Source organism: uncultured Winogradskyella sp. (assembly GCF_947498345.1).
GTDB lineage: Bacteria > Bacteroidota > Bacteroidia > Flavobacteriales > Flavobacteriaceae > Winogradskyella.
In genome coordinates this window covers 33,450-52,049 of record NZ_CANMJY010000012.1, presented here as the reverse complement: position 1 = coordinate 52,049, position 18,600 = coordinate 33,450, and the positions used below count along the sequence as shown (strand labels likewise).

Sequence of the window (18,600 nt, the reverse complement as noted above, 5' to 3'; positions counted from 1 at the left end):
GATAAGGAGGAACGGTTCATTTTAGTGTACAATTTATGTTTATCAAATTTTTGATTAAAGAAATTATATTTTAATCATTCCTGAGCCACAATTTATAAATTGGTACCACATTTTATGAAACTTTTAATTTATTAGGAAAATATAAATAACGATGCTTTGTATTTTGTAGGTGTCATTCCGGTATGTTTTTTAAATGCTCTGATAAATGTGTTTTTTGTATTGAAACCTACTTCCATTGCAATACCGAGGAGGTTTAAATGATTATAATCTTTATCATTTATCATTTGTTTAGCTTTAACTATGCGGTATGAGTTTATTAGATGTGTGAGGTTGCAGTTAAATTCATTATTAATAACATAAGACAAATATTGTGTGTTTATTTGAAGTTTAGTGGTAAAAAACTGAGAAGATAAATCATTTTTTGTATACACTTCATCTACTTCCAAAAGATAGATTATCTCCTTCTTGATATACGATGTCTTCTCGTCTGAGAGTAGTTTATTGGACTTTATTGTGGGTTTTTCTGAAATTATATTAGATTCAATAATAGCTCTAAAACCAACAAAATGGATTAGTAATGAAAATATAAGAATGATACTTAAAAAAACTTCGAAATGATGAAAATAAGAAAATGATATAATTGATAGGCATATTATATAGCAGAGTGAAATAGTTAGAAATAATAAGGTATAATGTTTTACCCACTTTAAGTGTACTAACTTAGTTCTTCTCCCATCTATACTTTTAGAATTTCTTTTAATATAAAACAGAGTCCTTAATCCATAAAACACCAATGAAAAGCCTAAGCAGGTATATATAAAACCTTTGTATGGGAAATAATGATGTCCGTTTAAATATAAAATATATTTCTCTCTTCCTGATTTTAGATAGAAAGGGAGGATCATTAGAAAACTTATTATTGTTGGGAGAAGATGTAATAAGGATTTTAGGTTTATAGACGCTTTAAAATTGAACTTTATATAAAAGTAAAACAAAGGGCCTATTAAAAATAATAATGGTATAAAAGCTGCAATTAAATGTGGTGTATTTTCTGCTTTGTAGGTTATAAATAAATAATGTTTTAATAAATAACCCGAAATTATTATCAGCAGAATTGCTAAAAATAAATTTTTTTTTCTGCTTCACATTACTTTGATATAGTAATACTATAGAAATTAAAATACCATTGAAAGTACCAAGCAAAAGTAAAACCGAGAGTAAAGCCATAATTAAAGATATAAGTTGTATTATACATATGTTAATATTTAAAAAAATATTAACTAATATAATTCCAAATATTACGATACTTGCTCATTTGTCTATAGGTATTTAAGATCACTTTATGCTCTGGTAAAGCTAAGCTGGGATCTAGTTTTAAAACAGATTTGGCAAAGTAACGTGCTTGCTCTAAAATATCTTTATCCTTTACAATATCTGCAATTCTAAGATTTAAGACTCCACTTTGTTGGGTACCCATAATATCTCCAGGTCCGCGCAGTTTTAAGTCTACTTCTGCAATTTCAAAACCATCACTAGAGCGCACCATGGTTTCTAGTCTTGTTTTACTATCATTACTAAGCTTGTGACTAGTCATTAGAATACAATAACTTTGTTCAGCACCACGACCAACACGACCGCGTAATTGATGTAGTTGCGATAAGCCAAAACGTTCAGCACTTTCTATTACCATTACTGATGCATTGGGTACATTAACACCAACTTCAATGACAGTGGTAGCTACCATGATATTGGTTTTGCCTTCTGCAAAACGTTGCATCTCATAATCCTTATCTGTAGCTTTCATTTTGCCATGGACAATGGAAATCTGATAATTAGGCATTGGAAATTCTCTAGAGATGCTCTCGTAACCATCCATTAAATCTTTATAATCCATTTTCTCACTTTCCTGGATTAAAGGATAGACCACATAAATTTGCCTGCCTTTCGCAATTTCATCTTTCATAAATTTAAAAACCTTCAGTCGATTATTATCATAACGATGTACAGTTTTTATGGGTTTTCTTCCTTCAGGTAATTCATCAATTACGGAGATATCTAAGTCACCATAAACAGACATGGCTAAAGTTCTTGGAATTGGTGTTGCGGTCATGACGAGTATGTGCGGAGGTGACGTATTTTTCTTCCATAATTTACTTCTTTGTTTTACTCCAAACCGATGCTGTTCGTCTATAATTGCCAGCCCTAAATTTTTAAATTTTACCTTATCTTCAAGTAGGGCATGCGTGCCAATTAAGATTTGTAAATTACCATTTTCAAGATTTTTGTGAATATCGCGACGTTCTGAAGTTTTACTTGAACCTGTTAATATTGAAATACTGATATTCAATTTATTACATAATTTAATTAGTCCATTATAGTGCTGAACTGACAAAATTTCAGTTGGCGCCATTAGACAGCATTGAAAACCGTTATCAAGTCCCATCAATATTGACATAAAAGCAACTATGGTTTTCCCAGAACCTACATCTCCTTGTAAAAGACGATTCATTTGCGCATTGCTACCTAAATCGTGTCTAATTTCCTTTAAAACGCGCTTTTGAGCATTGGTTAATTCAAAAGGTAAATGGTCTTTATAAAATGTATTAAAATAGTCTCCAATTTTATCAAATACAAAACCTTTTATTTTTGATTTATGGATAAGATTTTTTAGAATCAATTGCAATTGAATATAAAATAACTCTTCAAATTTTAATCTAAACTGAGCTCTGGAAAGTAGGTCTGGGTTTTTAGGAAAGTGAACATTGAAAAGGGCATCAGATTTTGACAACAATTTTAGTTCTTCTCTAATAGAATTAGATATGGTCTCAGCAAACTTACCTTTGGTTTCTAAAAATAAATTTTGCATAATTTTTGCAACAACACGATTACTAATGCCTTTATTAGATAGTTTTTCTGTTGAAGGGTAAATAGCTTGCATAGTTGAGCGCAAGTTATTTTCATGCTCAGACTGTAGTTCCAGTTCTGGGTGTGGCATACTGAATTTGCCACTATACCAATTTATCTTTCCGAAAATAACATAAGATTTACCAATTTTAAGGCTTTCTCTAATCCATTTTTGTCCTCTAAACCACACCAATTCCATCGTTTCGGTGTCATCTTTAAAATCTGCTATCAAACGTTTACCACGTTTTTGAGCTACTTCTCTAAAACCTGTGATAACGCCAATAACTTGTACTTCTGCGTTGTTACGTTGTAGCTCATTAATTTTGTAATATTTAGTGCGATCTATGTAACGATTTGGGAATAGATTTATAAGGTCCTGGTACGTGTGTATTCCTAACTCTGAGCGTAATAAATCTGCTCTATTAGGTCCTACTCCTTTGAGATAATCAATAGGTGTTTGTAAATTCACACTCATACAGCGAATTTACCTAATTCCTGCGAAATTGAAAATTCATAAATTCATTAGTTATAATAAAAATAAAGGCATGTAATGAAGATGCTTCTTGCTTTATATAGTGTAGTACATCTATAATATTAGAAATTCAATTGTGCTGCATTTGTAGTGACATTCCTTATTTTTGGATTATGATAGATTTAAAACTTCTTGATTATTTAGAATCCTACCTTACAGAAAAAAGACGCAAGCGTTTTGAGGAGGTTTTATCGCAACGGACAAAGTATTTTACTGTTGCTACAGAAGATGTTTATCAGCTACACAATACAAGTGCTGTAATTCGTTCTTGCGATGTGTTTGGTATACAGGAAGTTAACATTGTTGAAGAAGTCAACTCTAAACGTATCGATAGGGAAATTGCAATGGGAGCGCAAAAATGGGTGGATTTAAACCGCTACAATACTACGACGTCTTGTATTGAAGATTTAAAATCTAAAGGCTATCAAATTGTAGCGACAACACCACATGTTGAAGATTGTGAGTTAATCGATTTCGATATTTCTAAAAAATCTTGTTTTTTCTTTGGTAGAGAAACAGAAGGCTTATCGCAACAGGTTCTTGATAATGCAGATTGCTTTTTAAAAATACCGATGGTAGGTTTTACAGAGAGTTTAAATATTTCGGTTTCCGCAGCAATTATACTTCAACATACAACTTCAAAATTGAGAAAATCCAATATAAAATGGCAATTGACTGAAGAGGAAATTATAGAAAAACGTTTGGATTGGGTTAAGAAGACTATTAAAAACTACGATTCTATCCTTAAACATTACAAGTCAAAAACTTAATTTTTGTAAATTTATAACACTAACTAAAATCTAAAATATTATGATGGTATTACTATACGTGGTACTTGCTATTGTAGGTGTCATAATTTTACTCGCTTTAATTGCTCCTAAAACTTACAATGTAAGTAGAAAAATTACGATTAATAGACCTGTTCCTGAAGTATTTAATTACTTAAAGTATATTAAAAACCAAAACGAATGGTCGCCATGGAAAAAGAAAGATCCTAATATGAAGCAAGAGTATACAGGTACTGATGGAGAGGTTGGCTTTATCTCGAGATGGGAAGGCAACAAAGAGGTTGGTACTGGTGAACAGGAAATCATTTCTATTACTAAAAATAAATCCATTAATAGTCAATTGCGATTTTATAAACCATGGAAATCTCAATCTGATGCTTATTTAACTTTAAGAGAGGTTGATGATAATTCTACAGAGATCATTTGGGGATTTTCAGGTATCAATAAACCACCTTCAAATATTTTCTTTTTATTTTTTAATATGGATAAAACCGTTGGAAAAGATTTTCAGGAAGGTTTGAGTGAGTTAAAACGTATTTTAGAAGCAAAATAATAATAATGGTAGGTTGGTTTGAAATTCCGGTAAACGATATGCAACGTGCAAAACAGTTTTATGAAACCGTTTTTAATATCGAAGTGAAAGATGTTGATTTTGGAGAGTTAAAAATGGGATGGTTCCCTGATAATAATGGCGCCTATGGTGCTACAGGAACGTTAATTAAACAAGAATCTTATATTCCTAGTAAAGAAGGAACGTTGGTTTATTTTATGTCCCAGGATGTGCAAAATGAATTAGATAGCGTTGAAGTTGCAGGTGGAAAAATTTATCAACCCAAAACTAAAATCTCTGATGAACATGGTTTTATGGGAGTTTTTATAGATACAGAAGGGAATAGGGTAGCATTACACTCAAATGCTTAAACGTATTTTTTAAGCTTTGTTCTTTTTCTTTTTACGTTTTTTGCGCTCACTACTTCTTTGAATCACTTTATATTCTTCGTAACATTCGCTTATAGCGTCTAGTACCTGAAGGTCATTTGCGGTATTTATAAAATCTTTGGAGTAATTACATTGATTTACAATTTCGTCTAGATCGTATTTAGTGACTTGTAGTAATACGATAAGCATTTCTCTATCAAAACGTTTAGCAAGTTGATTTCTGATTTCATCATCTTCCTTCATCTTTTTTAGCTTACGCATTTCGTTAGGCTTTTTACCAAACATGTTGTACAAGAAATCAGCAGGATTAAAAATTGCGCCTAAAACCTTGGTAGCAATATTGGTTTTTCCACCTTCATACGCTTTACCATACAAACCAGAAATTCTATATTGATTATTAGATCGAATAGGAACTTGCTTCATGTCCACTTCTAAATAGCCCGTAAGTTCTAATTGTTTTACTGTAACCTCTTCTAAAGCCAAAGCGAGTTCTGTCATGGCTATTTGTGTATTTCCATACTTTAACCAATCGTTGGTGACTCTAACTTTTATGGACTTATAGCCTAGATAAGACAAATGCAAAGTGTCATTAACTGATGCTTTAATTTCAAACTCACCATTGTCATCTGTTGCAGTACCAATAACTTTATTGATGTTTACAATATTAACTTCACTTAAGATTTCGTCAGTAGAAGAACTGATAATTGTTCCTTTGACGGTTTCTGGTATTTTGGTGGCTGTACTGTCTTGACTATGGCTATAAACCGAAGTAAAACATAGAAATATAATTAGTAAGTATCGCATTAGTGTTGATTACGTTGTAAAGGTACTAAACAAAACGGATTTTGTGTCTTTCAATTACAGATTTGACTTAATATTAACAACAATTATGCCTAAAAAAAGCCTCAATTAAGAGACTTTTTTATACTATTTTCTACGAGAACGCCTAGGTCGGTCTGAAGCAGATCCAGAGCGTCTGGGTTTAGAGTCATCTGAGCGTCTACTTCGTCTTTCGCCTCGATTTTCTGAATTATCACTTCTACGCGAACGTCTATCTCCTCGAGGTTTTTCGTCACGTCTGCGTCCTCTTCCGCCAGAGCGTCTATCGTCTTTTCCACGACCTCTGTCACGTCTTCCGCCTCCGCTTCGACCTCTATTTTCGCTCACTTCTACATTAACAAAACGACCGTCGTGCTTATAGTCTGTAAAAAAAGCTAATACTTTTTCTTGTAAGGTTTTCTCAGTATTAAAAAATGAAAAACTATCCTTTACATCAACTTTAAAGACGTCATCACGTCCCAATTCTAGAACTTCTTTCAGGAAGTCTTTTAGCTTCATCCAATCAAAACCATCTTTGCGACCAACATTAATAAAATAACGCGTATCATTAGATTGCTTTTCGTAATCTCTGCCTCCACTATCTCTGTCAGAACCTCTAGAGTCTGAAACGGTTAAGTCTTTAGACTTTTGGTAGTAGTTAAAGAAACGGTTAAACTCTACTGAAAAGAATTTTTTAATCAATTCATCTTTATCAGTATCGGCGAATAATTCGTTGATACTTTCAAGGTGCTTATCTATTTCATGATTGGTTTCGGTCTTATGAATTTTATTAGCTAAAGCCATTAATTGTACTTCAACAATATCAGTCCCAGAAGGAATGTCTTTCTTCTCAAATTGTTTTTTAATAATGCGCTCAATGCTTTTTATTCGTCTAACTTCACTTTTAGAAACAATGGCCATTGAGATGCCAGTTTTTCCAGCACGACCTGTTCGGCCAGATCTATGTGTGTATATTTCTGGTTCATCTGGCAATTGGTAATGTATAACGTGTGTAATATCATCAACATCAATACCACGAGCAGCAACATCTGTTGCTACCAATGTCTGTATTTGTCGGTTTCTGAACGATTTCATCACTAAATCACGTTGATTCTGACTTAAATCACCATGTAAAGCACCAGCATTGTAACCATCTTCAATTAAGTTTTCGGCAACTTTTTGTGTATCGCGTTTTGTTCTACAGAATACTACAGAGAAGATCTCTGGATTGGCATCTGACAAACGTTTTAACGCTTGGTATCGATCTCTTGCGTTTACTAAATAATATTCGTGAGATACTTGATTTGTACTTTCATTTTTGTTTCCTACCGTAATTTCTGTAGGATCGTACATAAATTTCTTCGCAATTATAGAGACCTCTTTCGGCATTGTAGCCGAAAATAACCATGTACTTTTATCATCTGGAGTATGCGACAGGATATCTGTAATATCTTCGTAAAAGCCCATGTTTAGCATCTCGTCAGCTTCGTCTAATACGCTGTATTGTATTTTAGAAATGTCTACCAGCTTTCTGCTGATCATATCTTTCATACGACCCGGAGTTGCCACTATGATCTGTGCTCCTCGCTTTACTTGTCTGGCTTGTTCGGTAATACTGGCACCACCATAAATAGCGACAACATTTAAGCCGTTACAATGTTTGCCATAGTGTTTAAGCTCATTGGTAATTTGTAAGCAAAGCTCGCGTGTAGGTGACAAGATCAAACCTTGGGTCGTTCTACTCGTTATATCTATTTTTTGTAGCATCGGAAAACCAAACGCTGCAGTTTTACCTGTACCTGTTTGTGCCAAGGCAACAAGATCGCGTTCTTCTTCTAATAAAATTGGGATAGCTTTTTCTTGGACCTCACTAGGTGTTTTAAACCCTAAATCCGTAATAGCGTTAAGCAGGTCTTCATTAAGACCTAGTTCCTGGAATGTGCTCATTCTGTTCTATAAGTATTCGATATCATTTATGTAGTGTTACATAAGAAGCGTATCGACATACTTAAACCTAAACTTCTGGTAACACATCCTCGCGCTGAGGAAATTTTGGCAAAGATAGACTTTTAATTGGATATACAATTTTTGGTTGCGCTTAACGTTGTTGTGTATGGTTAGTTGCGTGGTTAAGCACCTAATTTAGTAAATAAATCACAGATAGAATATTCCGCAGGAATGTTCGTAAGTCGGCAGTGAACCAAGCAATTAATTATACATAGTGTTGGCTGTAGTTTTTTTTCATATATACAATTTCCAGTTACTGTCAGCTTTAAATCCGTGTTCAGGTTCTGAAAATTCCTTAATTTCTATTTTGTTTTTCATTTCATATTCGAAATGTTCAAGTTGTTTTTGTTTTAAATATTCCACTTTACTTTTTTCACTATTTAGATTCCAAGGTTTAGAGTCACAAACTTTACAAATATTGCTTCTTACAGCTATGATTCCACAAACTTCGCAAGATTTCAGAGAATCAATAATCAAATCAGCTTTTTTAAAGTCAAACTGCCTAAATGATTTAGGGATATTTTGGATAAATTCATACCAGCCAATTTGGTCGTCATTCAGAGCGATTTCGTTTTCAGCTGTTTTTACAATAAGGACTTTGTCATAACTCGAAAACCTTATTGATTTTATCTGATTCCATTTAATATTTTTAGGTTTTGCACCAAAAGGTTCATTTATTATAAAACCATTTTTAGTCAACTCAATGTCAGTTATCGCATTCGACAACTTTTTGAAAAGAAACTTTCGCATTAAGTATCCTACCATGAGGTTTGTTTAAATTACAGCCAACTTTGTTGATATGAGTCCGTTTCAATGACTTATATCAAGTCGTTAAGCGAAGTTAGGTTTTCGCTGATGGATAATCAACTCTTTTTATAAGCATTTATAAACAAAGCAATAGTTGTATCTTCGCTATTTGAATTCTTATAAAGTCAATGACCAAATACGATTATATTATTTTAGGTGCAGGTGCTGCAGGTTTAATGCTGGCATACCGCATATCGCAAGATGGGTTTTTTGATGGTAAACAGGTTTTAATTATTGATAAGCTTAAGGATAAAGGTAATGACAGAACCTGGTGCTTTTGGGAAGAAGGCGAAGGGGAATGGGATGATTTACTGACCAAAACATGGCCTAAAATATTTTTTGGAAGTGACAACTATTCCGAAACAATAGATATTATGCCTTATCATTATAAAATGATTCGTAGTGATAAATTCTATAAATCACTCTGGGAATTCATAAGCACTAATAAGAATATTACGTTTTTAGAAGATGTTGTTGACAGCTATACTGAGCTAAAAGATGGTGTACAAGTCATTACTAATAAAGGGCGTTATTTTGGTTTAAAACTATTTAGTAGTATACTCAACCCAGAAGTGTACAAGTCCCAAAAAAAGTATCCTGTTTTGCAACAGCACTTTTTAGGTTGGTTTGTTAAAACTAACGAAGATGTTTTTGATGAGACTACAGCTACTTTTATGGATTTTACGGTGCCGCAAAATGGAAATACACGCTTTATGTATGTGTTGCCCATAGATAAAAAAACGGCACTTTTTGAGTACACTTTGTTTTCTAAACATCACTTAAAGCGCTCAGATTACGAAAATGCTATATCTAAATACCTAGAGGATAAAGGCCTATCGGATTTTGATATTATAGAAAAAGAAAGCGGATCTATACCTATGACATCTTTTAAGTTTTCGCAATTAAACTCAACACATATTCTACATATTGGTACAGCAGGCGCATGGACCAAAGCAAGTACAGGGTATACATTTAATAACACTTCTAAAAAGACTAAAGATTTGGTGTTATTTTTAAAGCAGGAAAAAGACTTATCTAAGTTTTATAAAAAGTCGAAATTCTGGTTTTACGATCTTATATTTTTAGACGTATTGGCCAACCATAATGAAGAAGGTGCTGCGCTGTTTTCATCGATGTTTAGAAAAGGAAATATTAAAACTATATTTAAATTTCTGGACGAAGAATCTACCTTGTTAGGAGACTTAAAAATTATTTTATCTGTTCCACCCAAGCGTTTTATTCAAGCTTTTTTTAAGCGGCTCTTCTAATGGTCATTATAGACTTGTCCACGATGTGGTTTTAGCGCATCTCTGATAGGTTTCATTTTAGATTCGTCAACTACCAAATAGGCCAGGCAATGCATTTCGCTTAGTATTTCAACACCACTTATAGTAATGTCCAAATCATTCATTTCAATATATTCTCTTAGATGGACTAAATGATGTTCAGCTGTTTGTTTACTTGCAGGACCTCTAAAATCCCAAATCAATTTTAATTTACGCATTAGCAACTGAAGTTCCGTTTTCGGCGAAGTTTTTAAAGTTAGTCATATACGTTTTGGTTTGCTTTTTAAATGCTTTTGGCATTAAAAACAGCATGGCATTCATTACAAAGTTGGTAGGCTGAAACTCATTTTTGCAAATCCATTTGGTATTATTTCCTTCAATAGTTTTAAAATAGTTTTGCTGTATGTTGCGCATACCTTTTGTAGTGTATGTGGCATGGAATTCGTTTGGAAAATCCTGCTTGGTAATCGTTTCTATGAGTTCCATTTTTCGTTTTCCAAAATCATAATTCAGCTTCATTTTTGCACCAAACTCTCCAGGTGTGCCAGATATATGTTCGGAACTAACTAAACCTTCTTGCCAATGTTTCATGTTATCTGTAGAGTCCATCTTATTGATAACGTACTCTAAAGGTTTTTCAATAATAATTTCTGTAGTGTATTTCATTATATGCTTAGGTCAATTATTTAAATATAAAAAAAACGCCCAATAAATCAATAAATAATCTTAAGTAGACGATAATTATTCTCATAATTGAAAGCTATTCATCAAAAGTAGATACATAAAGATTTAACCTTTTGTATAGCTTGTTATATGTAGTATTTATTTTATTTTTGCTGTGCATTTTAAAGCATATTAATTGATTAAAAATGAGAAGCCTTATGAACATACAAATGAAAAGCTTATTTATATTACTAATAGCATTTAACATCTCTTTTGGTCAGGAAAAAGATGAGGTGCTTCTTACGGTTGATAACGAGCAAATTATGACTTCAGAATTTTTAAGAGTTTATAACAAAAATCTGGATTTAGTAAAGGACGAAAGTCAAAAGGATATCGATGGTTACCTAAAGTTGTTTACGGAATATCAATTAAAACTTAGAGAAGCAAAGCGCTTAAAATTAAATGAGGACAGAAACTACCAACGTGAGTTTTTAAGGTATAAAAAACAGTTAACGAAAAATTACATTTCAGAAAACAAAGTTACAGACGACTTAATAAAAGAAGCATACGAGCGTAGTAAAATAGATATTAATGCCACTCACATATTGGTAAGATTAGATGAAAATGCTAAGGACACTCTAAAAACCTATAACGAAGTTTTAAAATTGAGAGAACGCGCATTAAAAGAAGGTTTTGATGCCGTAAAAAAAGAAATGCATAATGGCACAACTATATTTTTGGAAGATTTGGGCTATTTCTCGGCTTTTAAAATGGTTTATAGTTTTGAAACTGCTGCATATAATACGCCAGAAGGTGAAATTTCTATGCCTTTTAGAACCCAATTCGGCTACCATGTTGTTATGGTAGATGAAAAAAGAGCGTCGAGAGGTACAATGACAGCCGCACATATTATGGTAGCATTAGAACAAAAAGATTCAGTCCTTGACCCAGAAAAGCGAATTAACGATATTTATAAAAAGTTACAGCAAGGAGAAAAGTTTGAGTCTTTGGCCAAGCAATTCTCTGATGACAAAAGTTCTGCTACTAAAGGAGGGGAATTAGTGCCTTTTAAAAGTGGTCAATTAAGTTCTGTTAAATTTGAAGATGAAGCCTTTGCCTTAAAAGTAGACGGAGCTGTGAGCAAACCATTTAAAACTGCCTATGGATGGCATATTGTTAAGCGTATTAAGCTAAAACCTATACAATCTTTTGAAGATTTAAGACCAACATTAGAATCTAAAGTAAAACGAGACACCAGATCTAAGTTAATCAATGCTGCAATGGTGAACGAACTTAAATCACGTTATCAAATATCTTACAATACAAAAGCTAAAGCCTATTTTGAATCGATATTATCCAGTACATATTTTAAGAGAGCATGGAGATTACCAGAGACTTTTGAAAAAAGCAAAACTCTATTTTCTATAAATAACAGAAAATACACCTATAACGAATTAGGTACACACCTCGTGTCTTCACAGCGACTATATGCAGGTAAAGTTATTCCTTTTGATGTTCTTGTAGAAAAGGAATTTGAACGATTTTTTGAAAAATCTATACTGCAATACAGAGAAGATAATTTAGAATTAGAAAATAAGGATTTTGCAAATATCTTAAAAGAATATAGAGATGGGCTGCTCTTATTTGATCTTATGGAAAAAGAAGTCTGGAACAAAGCTTCTAAGGATTCAGTGGGATTAGAGAACTATTACGAAACACATAAAGAAAATTATAAATGGAATGATCGTGTTGAAGTTGTTATTGCATCTTCAGCTAGTGAGAAAATCATTACCAGGGTTTTAAAAATGATGAATCGTACTAAATCTGAAAAAGACATAGAAGAGGCTTTAAATACAGATGTTGAGAAAAACGTTATTTTCACAAAAGATACCTTTTCTATTACAGATAAAAAATTACCATCAGATTTTGAAATGAAAGAAGGGGTTTCTAAAATATACAAACACAACGATGCGTTTCATGTTATAGATGTTAAGAAGGTAATACCTTCTGGGATTAAAACTTTAGAAGAAGCTAAAGGCAACGTTATCAATGATTACCAAGCCGAGATTGAAGCAAATTGGATTGATAATCTCTATAAGCGATTTAAAATCGAAGTTAATGATCAGGCCTTGGAAGCTGTTAAGCTTAAGATTAAAAATCAATAGTGTGTTTGAAAAATAACTTCTATATATTAGCCATATGCATACTGTTTGCAAGTTGCGATTTCTTTAAAAAAACAGATAATCGCCAGCCTATTGCGAGAGTAAATGAATCGTATCTTTATAAAGAGGATATTGAAGGTATTGTGCCAGAAGGAGCTAGTGTGGAAGATAGTACACTTATGGTTAATGGATTTATTAACCGTTGGGCACGTCAATTGTTGCTTATGGATGGAGCATTACTAAACCTATCCGAGGATAAACAAAGCGAATTTTCTAAACTGGTAGATCAGTATAAAAATGATTTATACACCAAAGCTTATTTAGAAGCTTTGGTAAAGAAAAAAATAGATACCATTGTGCAACTCGATGAAGCCATGGTATTTTATGAAGCGAATAAAGAATCTTTTAAATTAAATGATGAATTGTTGCAATTTAGATATGTGGGTTTACCTATAAACACTATAGATTTTGATAGTATAAAGACAAGGTTTCGACGTTTTAACGTTAATGATAAAAAATATCTGGATTCTATTTCGGTTCAGTTTAAATCATATTCCTTAAACGACTCGTTATGGGTAAAATTTAGTCAGATTGCTGAGAAAATACCTGTGGTAAATCCCGAAAACAAAAATCAACTGTTAAAAAAAACTAATTTTTTACAACTCAAAGATTCATTAAACCTATATTTGATGCAAGTTAATGACGTACGGCTACAGAACGATTATGCACCTTTAGAGTACGTTAAACCTTCAATAAAACAAATTGTTATAAACAAGCGAAAGTTAGAGCTTATCAAGCAACTCGAAAATGATATTACAAAAGATGCCATTAAAAACAATCAATTTCAAATATATAATTAAAGCAGTATGTCTTTACTGTTTTTTCTTATTTGGTGCATTACATGCACAAGAAATTATTCCAGATGAAGAACCAACATTAAAAAAGAAAGATAGCGTTGTTAACCCTACAAGAATTAAAGCAGATGGTGTTGCAGCTGTTGTTGGTGAATTTATTGTATTAGAGTCAGACCTCGATCGCGAAATTGCACAATTAGAAGCACAAGGCGCAGATTTATCTGGTGTTACCAGATGCGAACTTTTTGGAAGTTTATTAGAAAATAAACTCTATGCACACCAAGCCATACAAGATAGTGTACTTGTCAATGAGTTATATATTCAATCTCTGGTAGAACAACAGATACAAGGAATTTTGGCACAAACCAATGGGGATATGCAAGGCTTGTTAAAGTTCTATAAAAAAGAATCAGAACAGGCTTTAAGAGACGAAATGTTTGAGATTAATAAAAGTACTTACTTATCTCAGGAAATGCGAAAAAAAGTAATTCAGGATATTGAAGTTACACCCGAAGAGGTGAGAACATTTTTTAATGACATTCCTAAAGACGAAAGACCAACATTTGGTACAGAATTAAAGGTAGCACAAATTGTTGTTATTCCTGAGGTTACAGAAGATGCAAAACAAGCTGTTGTTGATAGACTCAATGGCTTCAAGAAAGATGTGGAGGAAAATGGTGCTAATTTTGCTTCTAAGGCATTGCTTTACTCTGAGGATGGAGGTTCAAAGAATAATGGAGGTTTATTACCTACTATGAACAGAAAACGTCCTCGAATGGTAAAGGAGTTTAGAGATGTGGCTTTTAATCTAGAAGAAGGTGAAATCTCAGAACCTTTTGAAACAGATTTTGGTTATCATATTATTTATCTCGAAAAAATTAGAGGGCAAGAATATGAAGTAAGACACATTTTATTACGCCCTCAGCTATCCCAATCTGCTATACAGAAGGCTAAAGATGAAATTGACGACGTAAGACAAAAAATTGTACAAGGAAAGATAAGTTTTGCTGAAGCTGCCAGAGAGGTAAGTGATGAAAAAGAAACCAAATTTGAAGGTGGTAAACTCACAAACCCTACTACTCAAGATTTTAATTTTGAATTGGCTAGAATGGATACCGAACTCTATACCCAAATACAAGAATTAAAGGATAATGAAATTAGCGAGGTTATACAAGATGAAGATAGGATTAACCGAATTAAGTTTAAAATTTTAACGGTGTTTGATAGAATTGATGATCACGAAGCAGACTATGCTAAGGATTATCTGAAAATTAAGGATTTGGCACTACAAGATAAGCAAATCAAAGCTATTGAAAAATGGCAAAAGGAAACCATTGAAGAAACCTATATAAAAGTAAATGGGGAATATAGGTCGTGTGATTTTGCAAATAATTGGTTAAAAACACAATAGCATATGTCTGATGTTACCGTAATTGAAAATTTCGTAAAAAAATATAAAGCACTTAAAACAGAAATTGCTAAGATTATTATAGGTCAAGATGATGTAGTAGACCAGATTTTAATCTCAATATTTTCAGGAGGACACTCACTTTTAATAGGTGTACCAGGATTGGCAAAAACTTTAATGGTTAATACCATAGCTCAGGCTTTAGGGTTAAATTTTAAACGTATTCAGTTTACGCCAGATTTAATGCCTAGCGATATTTTAGGAAGCGAAATCTTAGATGAAAACCGACAGTTTAAATTTATAAAAGGGCCAATCTTTGCTAATATCATTTTAGCAGATGAAATCAACAGAACACCACCAAAAACACAAGCTGCATTGTTAGAAGCTATGCAAGAACGCGCAGTAACTGTTGCTGGTCATCAGTACAAATTAAGTTTGCCTTACTTTGTTTTGGCTACTCAAAACCCAATTGAGCAAGAAGGAACTTATCCTTTGCCAGAAGCACAATTAGACCGTTTTATGTTTGCTATAAATTTAGAATACCCATCTTTTAAGGATGAAGTTGAAGTTGTAAAAGCGACAACTACAGATATTCAGTTAACTGTAAATGCGTTATTTACTGCACAAGAAATTATAGATTTTCAGAATGTAATTCGTCGTATTCCTGTTGCAGATAATGTTATAGAGTATGCCGTTAACCTAGTTGCTAAAACCAGACCAAAAGCTAATACTGCTGCAGATATTGTTAAAGAGTTTGTTGATTGGGGAGCAGGACCAAGAGCCTCACAAAATTTAATTTTAGCAGCAAAAACACATGCTGCAATACATGGTAAATTCTCTCCCGATATAGAAAATGTTCAAGCTGTAGCTACAGGGATTCTTAGACACAGGATCATTAAAAACTATAAAGCAGAAGCAGAAGGTATTACAGACGAAAAGATTATTGAAAGTTTGTTTTAATGGTTTAAAGTTTAATCCAAAAATTCATATAAAAAAAGACCTCTTGATATTATCAAAAGGTCTTTTTTATAGTATGTATAAAAACAACTTAATCCTTTATGGGTTGTTGTAAATTTTGCTTTAAGTGCTTTGCGTAAAATCCCATCATTGCTTTATATAGCGCAATAGAATTTTCTTCTTTAGCAAATCCGTGACCTTCATCATATTTTACCATATATGGAACATCAACACCTTTTGCTCTTAGACCTTCAACTATTTGGTCAGATTCATCAATATTAACTCTTGGATCATTAGCACCTTGTACAACAAGAAGTGGTTTTTTAATCTTGTCTATATGAAAAACAGGGGACACTTCTTTCATAATCGCTTTTTCTTCAGGGATATCCGAATCATACCAAATTTCCTTAACTATTTTCTTATAAGGCTTCCAGTATTCCGGGAAAGAATCAAAGAATGTAAAAATATTAGATACGCCAACATAATCTACACCACAAGCATATAAATCTGGTGTTTTAGTTAAGCCACGTAATACGGCATACCCTCCGTGGCTACCGCCATAAATAGCAGCATTATCTTTATCTACCCAACCTTGATCTACGACATATTGTAAGCCATCTTCAACATCATCCATAGCTTTTCTTCCTATTTGCTTAAATCCAGATTCTAAAAACTCACGACCATATCCTCCAGAAATTCTAAAATTTACTTGTAAGGTAGCATAACCACGACTAGCAAAAAGTTGTGCTTCAGGGTTAAAACCCCAGGAATCTCTAATACCCTGTGGTCCTCCATGTGGGTTTACAATCACTGGTACTCTATTTCCTTCAAGAGCTGCTTTTGGTAAAGTAATATAACCATGAATGGTCTTACCGTCTCTACTTTTAAAAGTAATTGGTCGCATTTCTGCCATATCTTCTTCGATAAGATTTGGCATTAAGTTATAGAGTAATTTAAATTCATCCTTTTTGGCATCATACGAGTAGTAAATTCCGTATAACTTATCACTTTGTAAAAAGATTAAATATTTGCTCTCATCATCAGTTTTGTCGGCAATGGAATAGCTGTAATTTGGGAATTTTTTTGTGATTTTCTCATGCAGCTTTTTGTAATAACCACTAACAGGAACTATGTTTCTTTTTTCACCTTCGTATGAGAAATAATCTAATTCATAACCTCTGTTTCTTGATAAAGACAAGCCAGAGACATCATAATTTTCGTTAGAAAATAATTTTTCAATGACTTTGTCTTCTTTTAGATCATATAGATAAATTTGAGTTTTATCACTATCTAAGTTCGATATCACATAGGCGTCATGAGGATAGTCAGTTGCATAATTAAAAGAAGAGATACTAAAACTATCCTTCCAGCTTAATTGTTTTGTTACCTCATAGTTTTCGCCATCTAAAGAATAGTACATATCTATATTTACGCCATCACGAAGTTTTGCAAAACCACGTAGATTACCATCTTTATCAAATTGATAACCATTAATTGGGTTGGCAGCATCTTCATTTGTATAAAGTTGCTTAAGTTCTCCGGTAACAATGTTTATTTTATATGGCTCAAATATTTGAGGGTTGTTTTTATTCATAGAAATTATCATATGGTCTTTGTCTTCTTTTAAACCATTTAAGATATTTACCTTCACACCATCAAAAGGAGTCAGCTCTTTTTGGTTTTTACCATCAATATCAACGGCAAATAAATGATAATCTTCATTTCCGCCTTTATCCATAACATAGACTATTCTATTGTCATTAGCCCAGCCAAAACCTCTGATAAGTTCTTCCTTTTCTTCTATAATACGTTTAACTTCATCAGTCTCTATATTTTTTACATAAACATGATTCTTTTTATTTTCATCTTTTTCTCTATAAGATAAATATGTTCCATCTGGAGAAAAATTAAATGATCTAGCTTTAGGTCTTGCAAAATAGTCTTCGACAGAATATTTGTAACTATTAATAGGATTCCAGTTAGCTAGTTTTTCTAATTCTTCATCCGAAGAAGGTAAGGCTGTATTGCCTGGTAATGTTTTAACCGTCTTGTTAAGTGTTAGAGGTAATTCATTAGGGCCTTGATAAAATGTTCCCGTTACTATATTTTCTTCTAAAGTGCCAACATATTTTATACCTGCCTGATTAAACTTTATAGTTAAAGTATTATCAGTAAAAGTCGTAACATCCATAGGAATGCCTGTTGCTCCTTGTGATGGACTATCCATTGTAGAAGAATACTTGTTGTTTTCCATTGTTACATTGAATGCCAGTGGAATTTCTGTGTCTTGTACAGCTATTTTTCCTTCCCAGGTGCCGACAATTTCTTGTGCACTAATTTGTGCTAGCGTACCTAAAAATAAAAATAAGGTACTACCTAGTTTTAAGATTGTAGTTTTCATTTTAGTGATTTAAGATTTGTTTATTAATTGCTCCATATGATATGTTAGAAGAGAAATTATAAATTTTGTTACA

16 protein-coding genes are annotated in these 18,600 nt (G+C 32.7%); 8 read left to right on the top strand and 8 right to left on the bottom strand.

Annotation, left to right across the window (positions count from 1 at the left end; genetic code table 11):
* Window positions 1-131 precede the first annotated feature (131 nt).
* Window positions 132-905 (bottom strand): helix-turn-helix domain-containing protein, encoded by a 774-nt coding sequence (locus Q0912_RS15030; protein WP_299116558.1) that lies wholly within the window; start codon window positions 903-905, stop codon window positions 132-134.
* 371 nt (window positions 906-1,276) lie between these two features.
* Window positions 1,277-3,379, bottom strand: coding sequence for an ATP-dependent DNA helicase RecG (gene recG, locus Q0912_RS15025; protein ID WP_299116556.1), 2,103 nt, complete (start codon window positions 3,377-3,379; stop codon window positions 1,277-1,279).
* Window positions 3,380-3,549: 170 nt separating this feature from the next.
* On the opposite strand from recG, the gene Q0912_RS15020 reads away from it, so the two are divergent.
* From Q0912_RS15020 to Q0912_RS15010, 3 genes are read left to right on the top strand one after another with little or no spacing between them, the layout of a single operon-like run.
* Window positions 3,550-4,206 carry an RNA methyltransferase gene (locus Q0912_RS15020; protein WP_299116554.1) on the top strand — a complete coding sequence of 219 codons (657 nt, stop codon included), beginning with the start codon at window positions 3,550-3,552 and terminating at the stop codon, window positions 4,204-4,206.
* Window positions 4,207-4,246: 40 nt separating this feature from the next.
* Window positions 4,247-4,777: an SRPBCC family protein gene (locus tag Q0912_RS15015; protein ID WP_366125137.1), complete on the top strand. Its 531-nt coding sequence runs from the start codon at window positions 4,247-4,249 to the stop codon at window positions 4,775-4,777.
* A 5-nt stretch (window positions 4,778-4,782) separates the two neighbouring features.
* A complete protein-coding gene (locus tag Q0912_RS15010; protein ID WP_299116552.1) occupies window positions 4,783-5,145 on the top strand; it encodes a VOC family protein in 363 nt (120 codons plus the stop codon).
* Between the two features lie 9 nt (window positions 5,146-5,154).
* On the opposite strand, the gene Q0912_RS15005 is transcribed toward Q0912_RS15010, so the two are convergent.
* From Q0912_RS15005 to Q0912_RS14995, 3 genes are all read right to left on the bottom strand, one after another.
* Window positions 5,155-5,967: a carboxypeptidase-like regulatory domain-containing protein gene (locus Q0912_RS15005; protein ID WP_299116550.1), complete on the bottom strand. Its 813-nt coding sequence runs from the start codon at window positions 5,965-5,967 to the stop codon at window positions 5,155-5,157.
* A 123-nt stretch (window positions 5,968-6,090) separates the two neighbouring features.
* Complete coding sequence (locus Q0912_RS15000; RefSeq protein WP_299116548.1) at window positions 6,091-7,929, bottom strand: DEAD/DEAH box helicase; 1,839 nt, start codon at window positions 7,927-7,929, stop codon at window positions 6,091-6,093.
* Between the two features lie 294 nt (window positions 7,930-8,223).
* A complete protein-coding gene (locus tag Q0912_RS14995; protein WP_299116546.1) occupies window positions 8,224-8,754 on the bottom strand; it encodes a hypothetical protein in 531 nt (176 codons plus the stop codon).
* A 170-nt stretch (window positions 8,755-8,924) separates the two neighbouring features.
* Here Q0912_RS14995 and Q0912_RS14990 point away from each other — a divergent pair, with 170 nt between their 5' ends.
* Window positions 8,925-10,064: a lycopene cyclase family protein gene (locus tag Q0912_RS14990; protein ID WP_299116544.1), complete on the top strand. Its 1,140-nt coding sequence runs from the start codon at window positions 8,925-8,927 to the stop codon at window positions 10,062-10,064.
* Here Q0912_RS14990 and Q0912_RS14985 read toward each other — a convergent pair.
* Both Q0912_RS14985 and Q0912_RS14980 read right to left on the bottom strand, forming a co-directional pair.
* The gene (locus tag Q0912_RS14985) at window positions 10,061-10,300 is read right to left on the bottom strand and encodes a hypothetical protein (RefSeq protein ID WP_299116542.1); all 240 of its coding nucleotides are present in this window, start codon (window positions 10,298-10,300) and stop codon (window positions 10,061-10,063) included. The two genes, Q0912_RS14990 and Q0912_RS14985, sit on opposite strands and share 4 nt — an antisense overlap.
* Window positions 10,293-10,748: an SRPBCC family protein gene (locus Q0912_RS14980; protein WP_299116540.1), complete on the bottom strand. Its 456-nt coding sequence runs from the start codon at window positions 10,746-10,748 to the stop codon at window positions 10,293-10,295. The genes Q0912_RS14985 and Q0912_RS14980 overlap by 8 nt, the downstream gene beginning before the upstream one ends.
* A 227-nt stretch (window positions 10,749-10,975) precedes the next feature.
* Here Q0912_RS14980 and Q0912_RS14975 point away from each other — a divergent pair, with 227 nt between their 5' ends.
* Genes Q0912_RS14975 through Q0912_RS14960 form a run of 4 tightly spaced genes read left to right on the top strand, consistent with a single transcriptional unit; the run spans window position 10,976 to window position 16,129 of the window.
* The gene (locus Q0912_RS14975) at window positions 10,976-12,910 is read left to right on the top strand and encodes a peptidylprolyl isomerase (protein WP_299116538.1); all 1,935 of its coding nucleotides are present in this window, start codon (window positions 10,976-10,978) and stop codon (window positions 12,908-12,910) included.
* A gap of 5 nt (window positions 12,911-12,915) precedes the next feature.
* Window positions 12,916-13,767 (top strand): peptidyl-prolyl cis-trans isomerase, encoded by an 852-nt coding sequence (locus tag Q0912_RS14970; RefSeq protein WP_299116536.1) that lies wholly within the window; start codon window positions 12,916-12,918, stop codon window positions 13,765-13,767.
* A complete protein-coding gene (locus tag Q0912_RS14965; protein WP_299116534.1) occupies window positions 13,715-15,172 on the top strand; it encodes a peptidylprolyl isomerase in 1,458 nt (485 codons plus the stop codon). The genes Q0912_RS14970 and Q0912_RS14965 overlap by 53 nt, the downstream gene beginning before the upstream one ends.
* Window positions 15,173-15,175: 3 nt before the next feature.
* Window positions 15,176-16,129 (top strand): MoxR family ATPase, encoded by a 954-nt coding sequence (locus tag Q0912_RS14960; protein ID WP_299116532.1) that lies wholly within the window; start codon window positions 15,176-15,178, stop codon window positions 16,127-16,129.
* Between the two features lie 88 nt (window positions 16,130-16,217).
* Here the strand turns inward: Q0912_RS14960 and Q0912_RS14955 are convergent, their stop codons facing one another.
* On the bottom strand, window positions 16,218-18,527 hold the full coding sequence (locus Q0912_RS14955) for a prolyl oligopeptidase family serine peptidase (RefSeq protein ID WP_299116530.1): 2,310 nt from the start codon (window positions 18,525-18,527) through the stop codon (window positions 16,218-16,220).
* Between the last annotated feature and the right edge of the window lie 73 nt (window positions 18,528-18,600).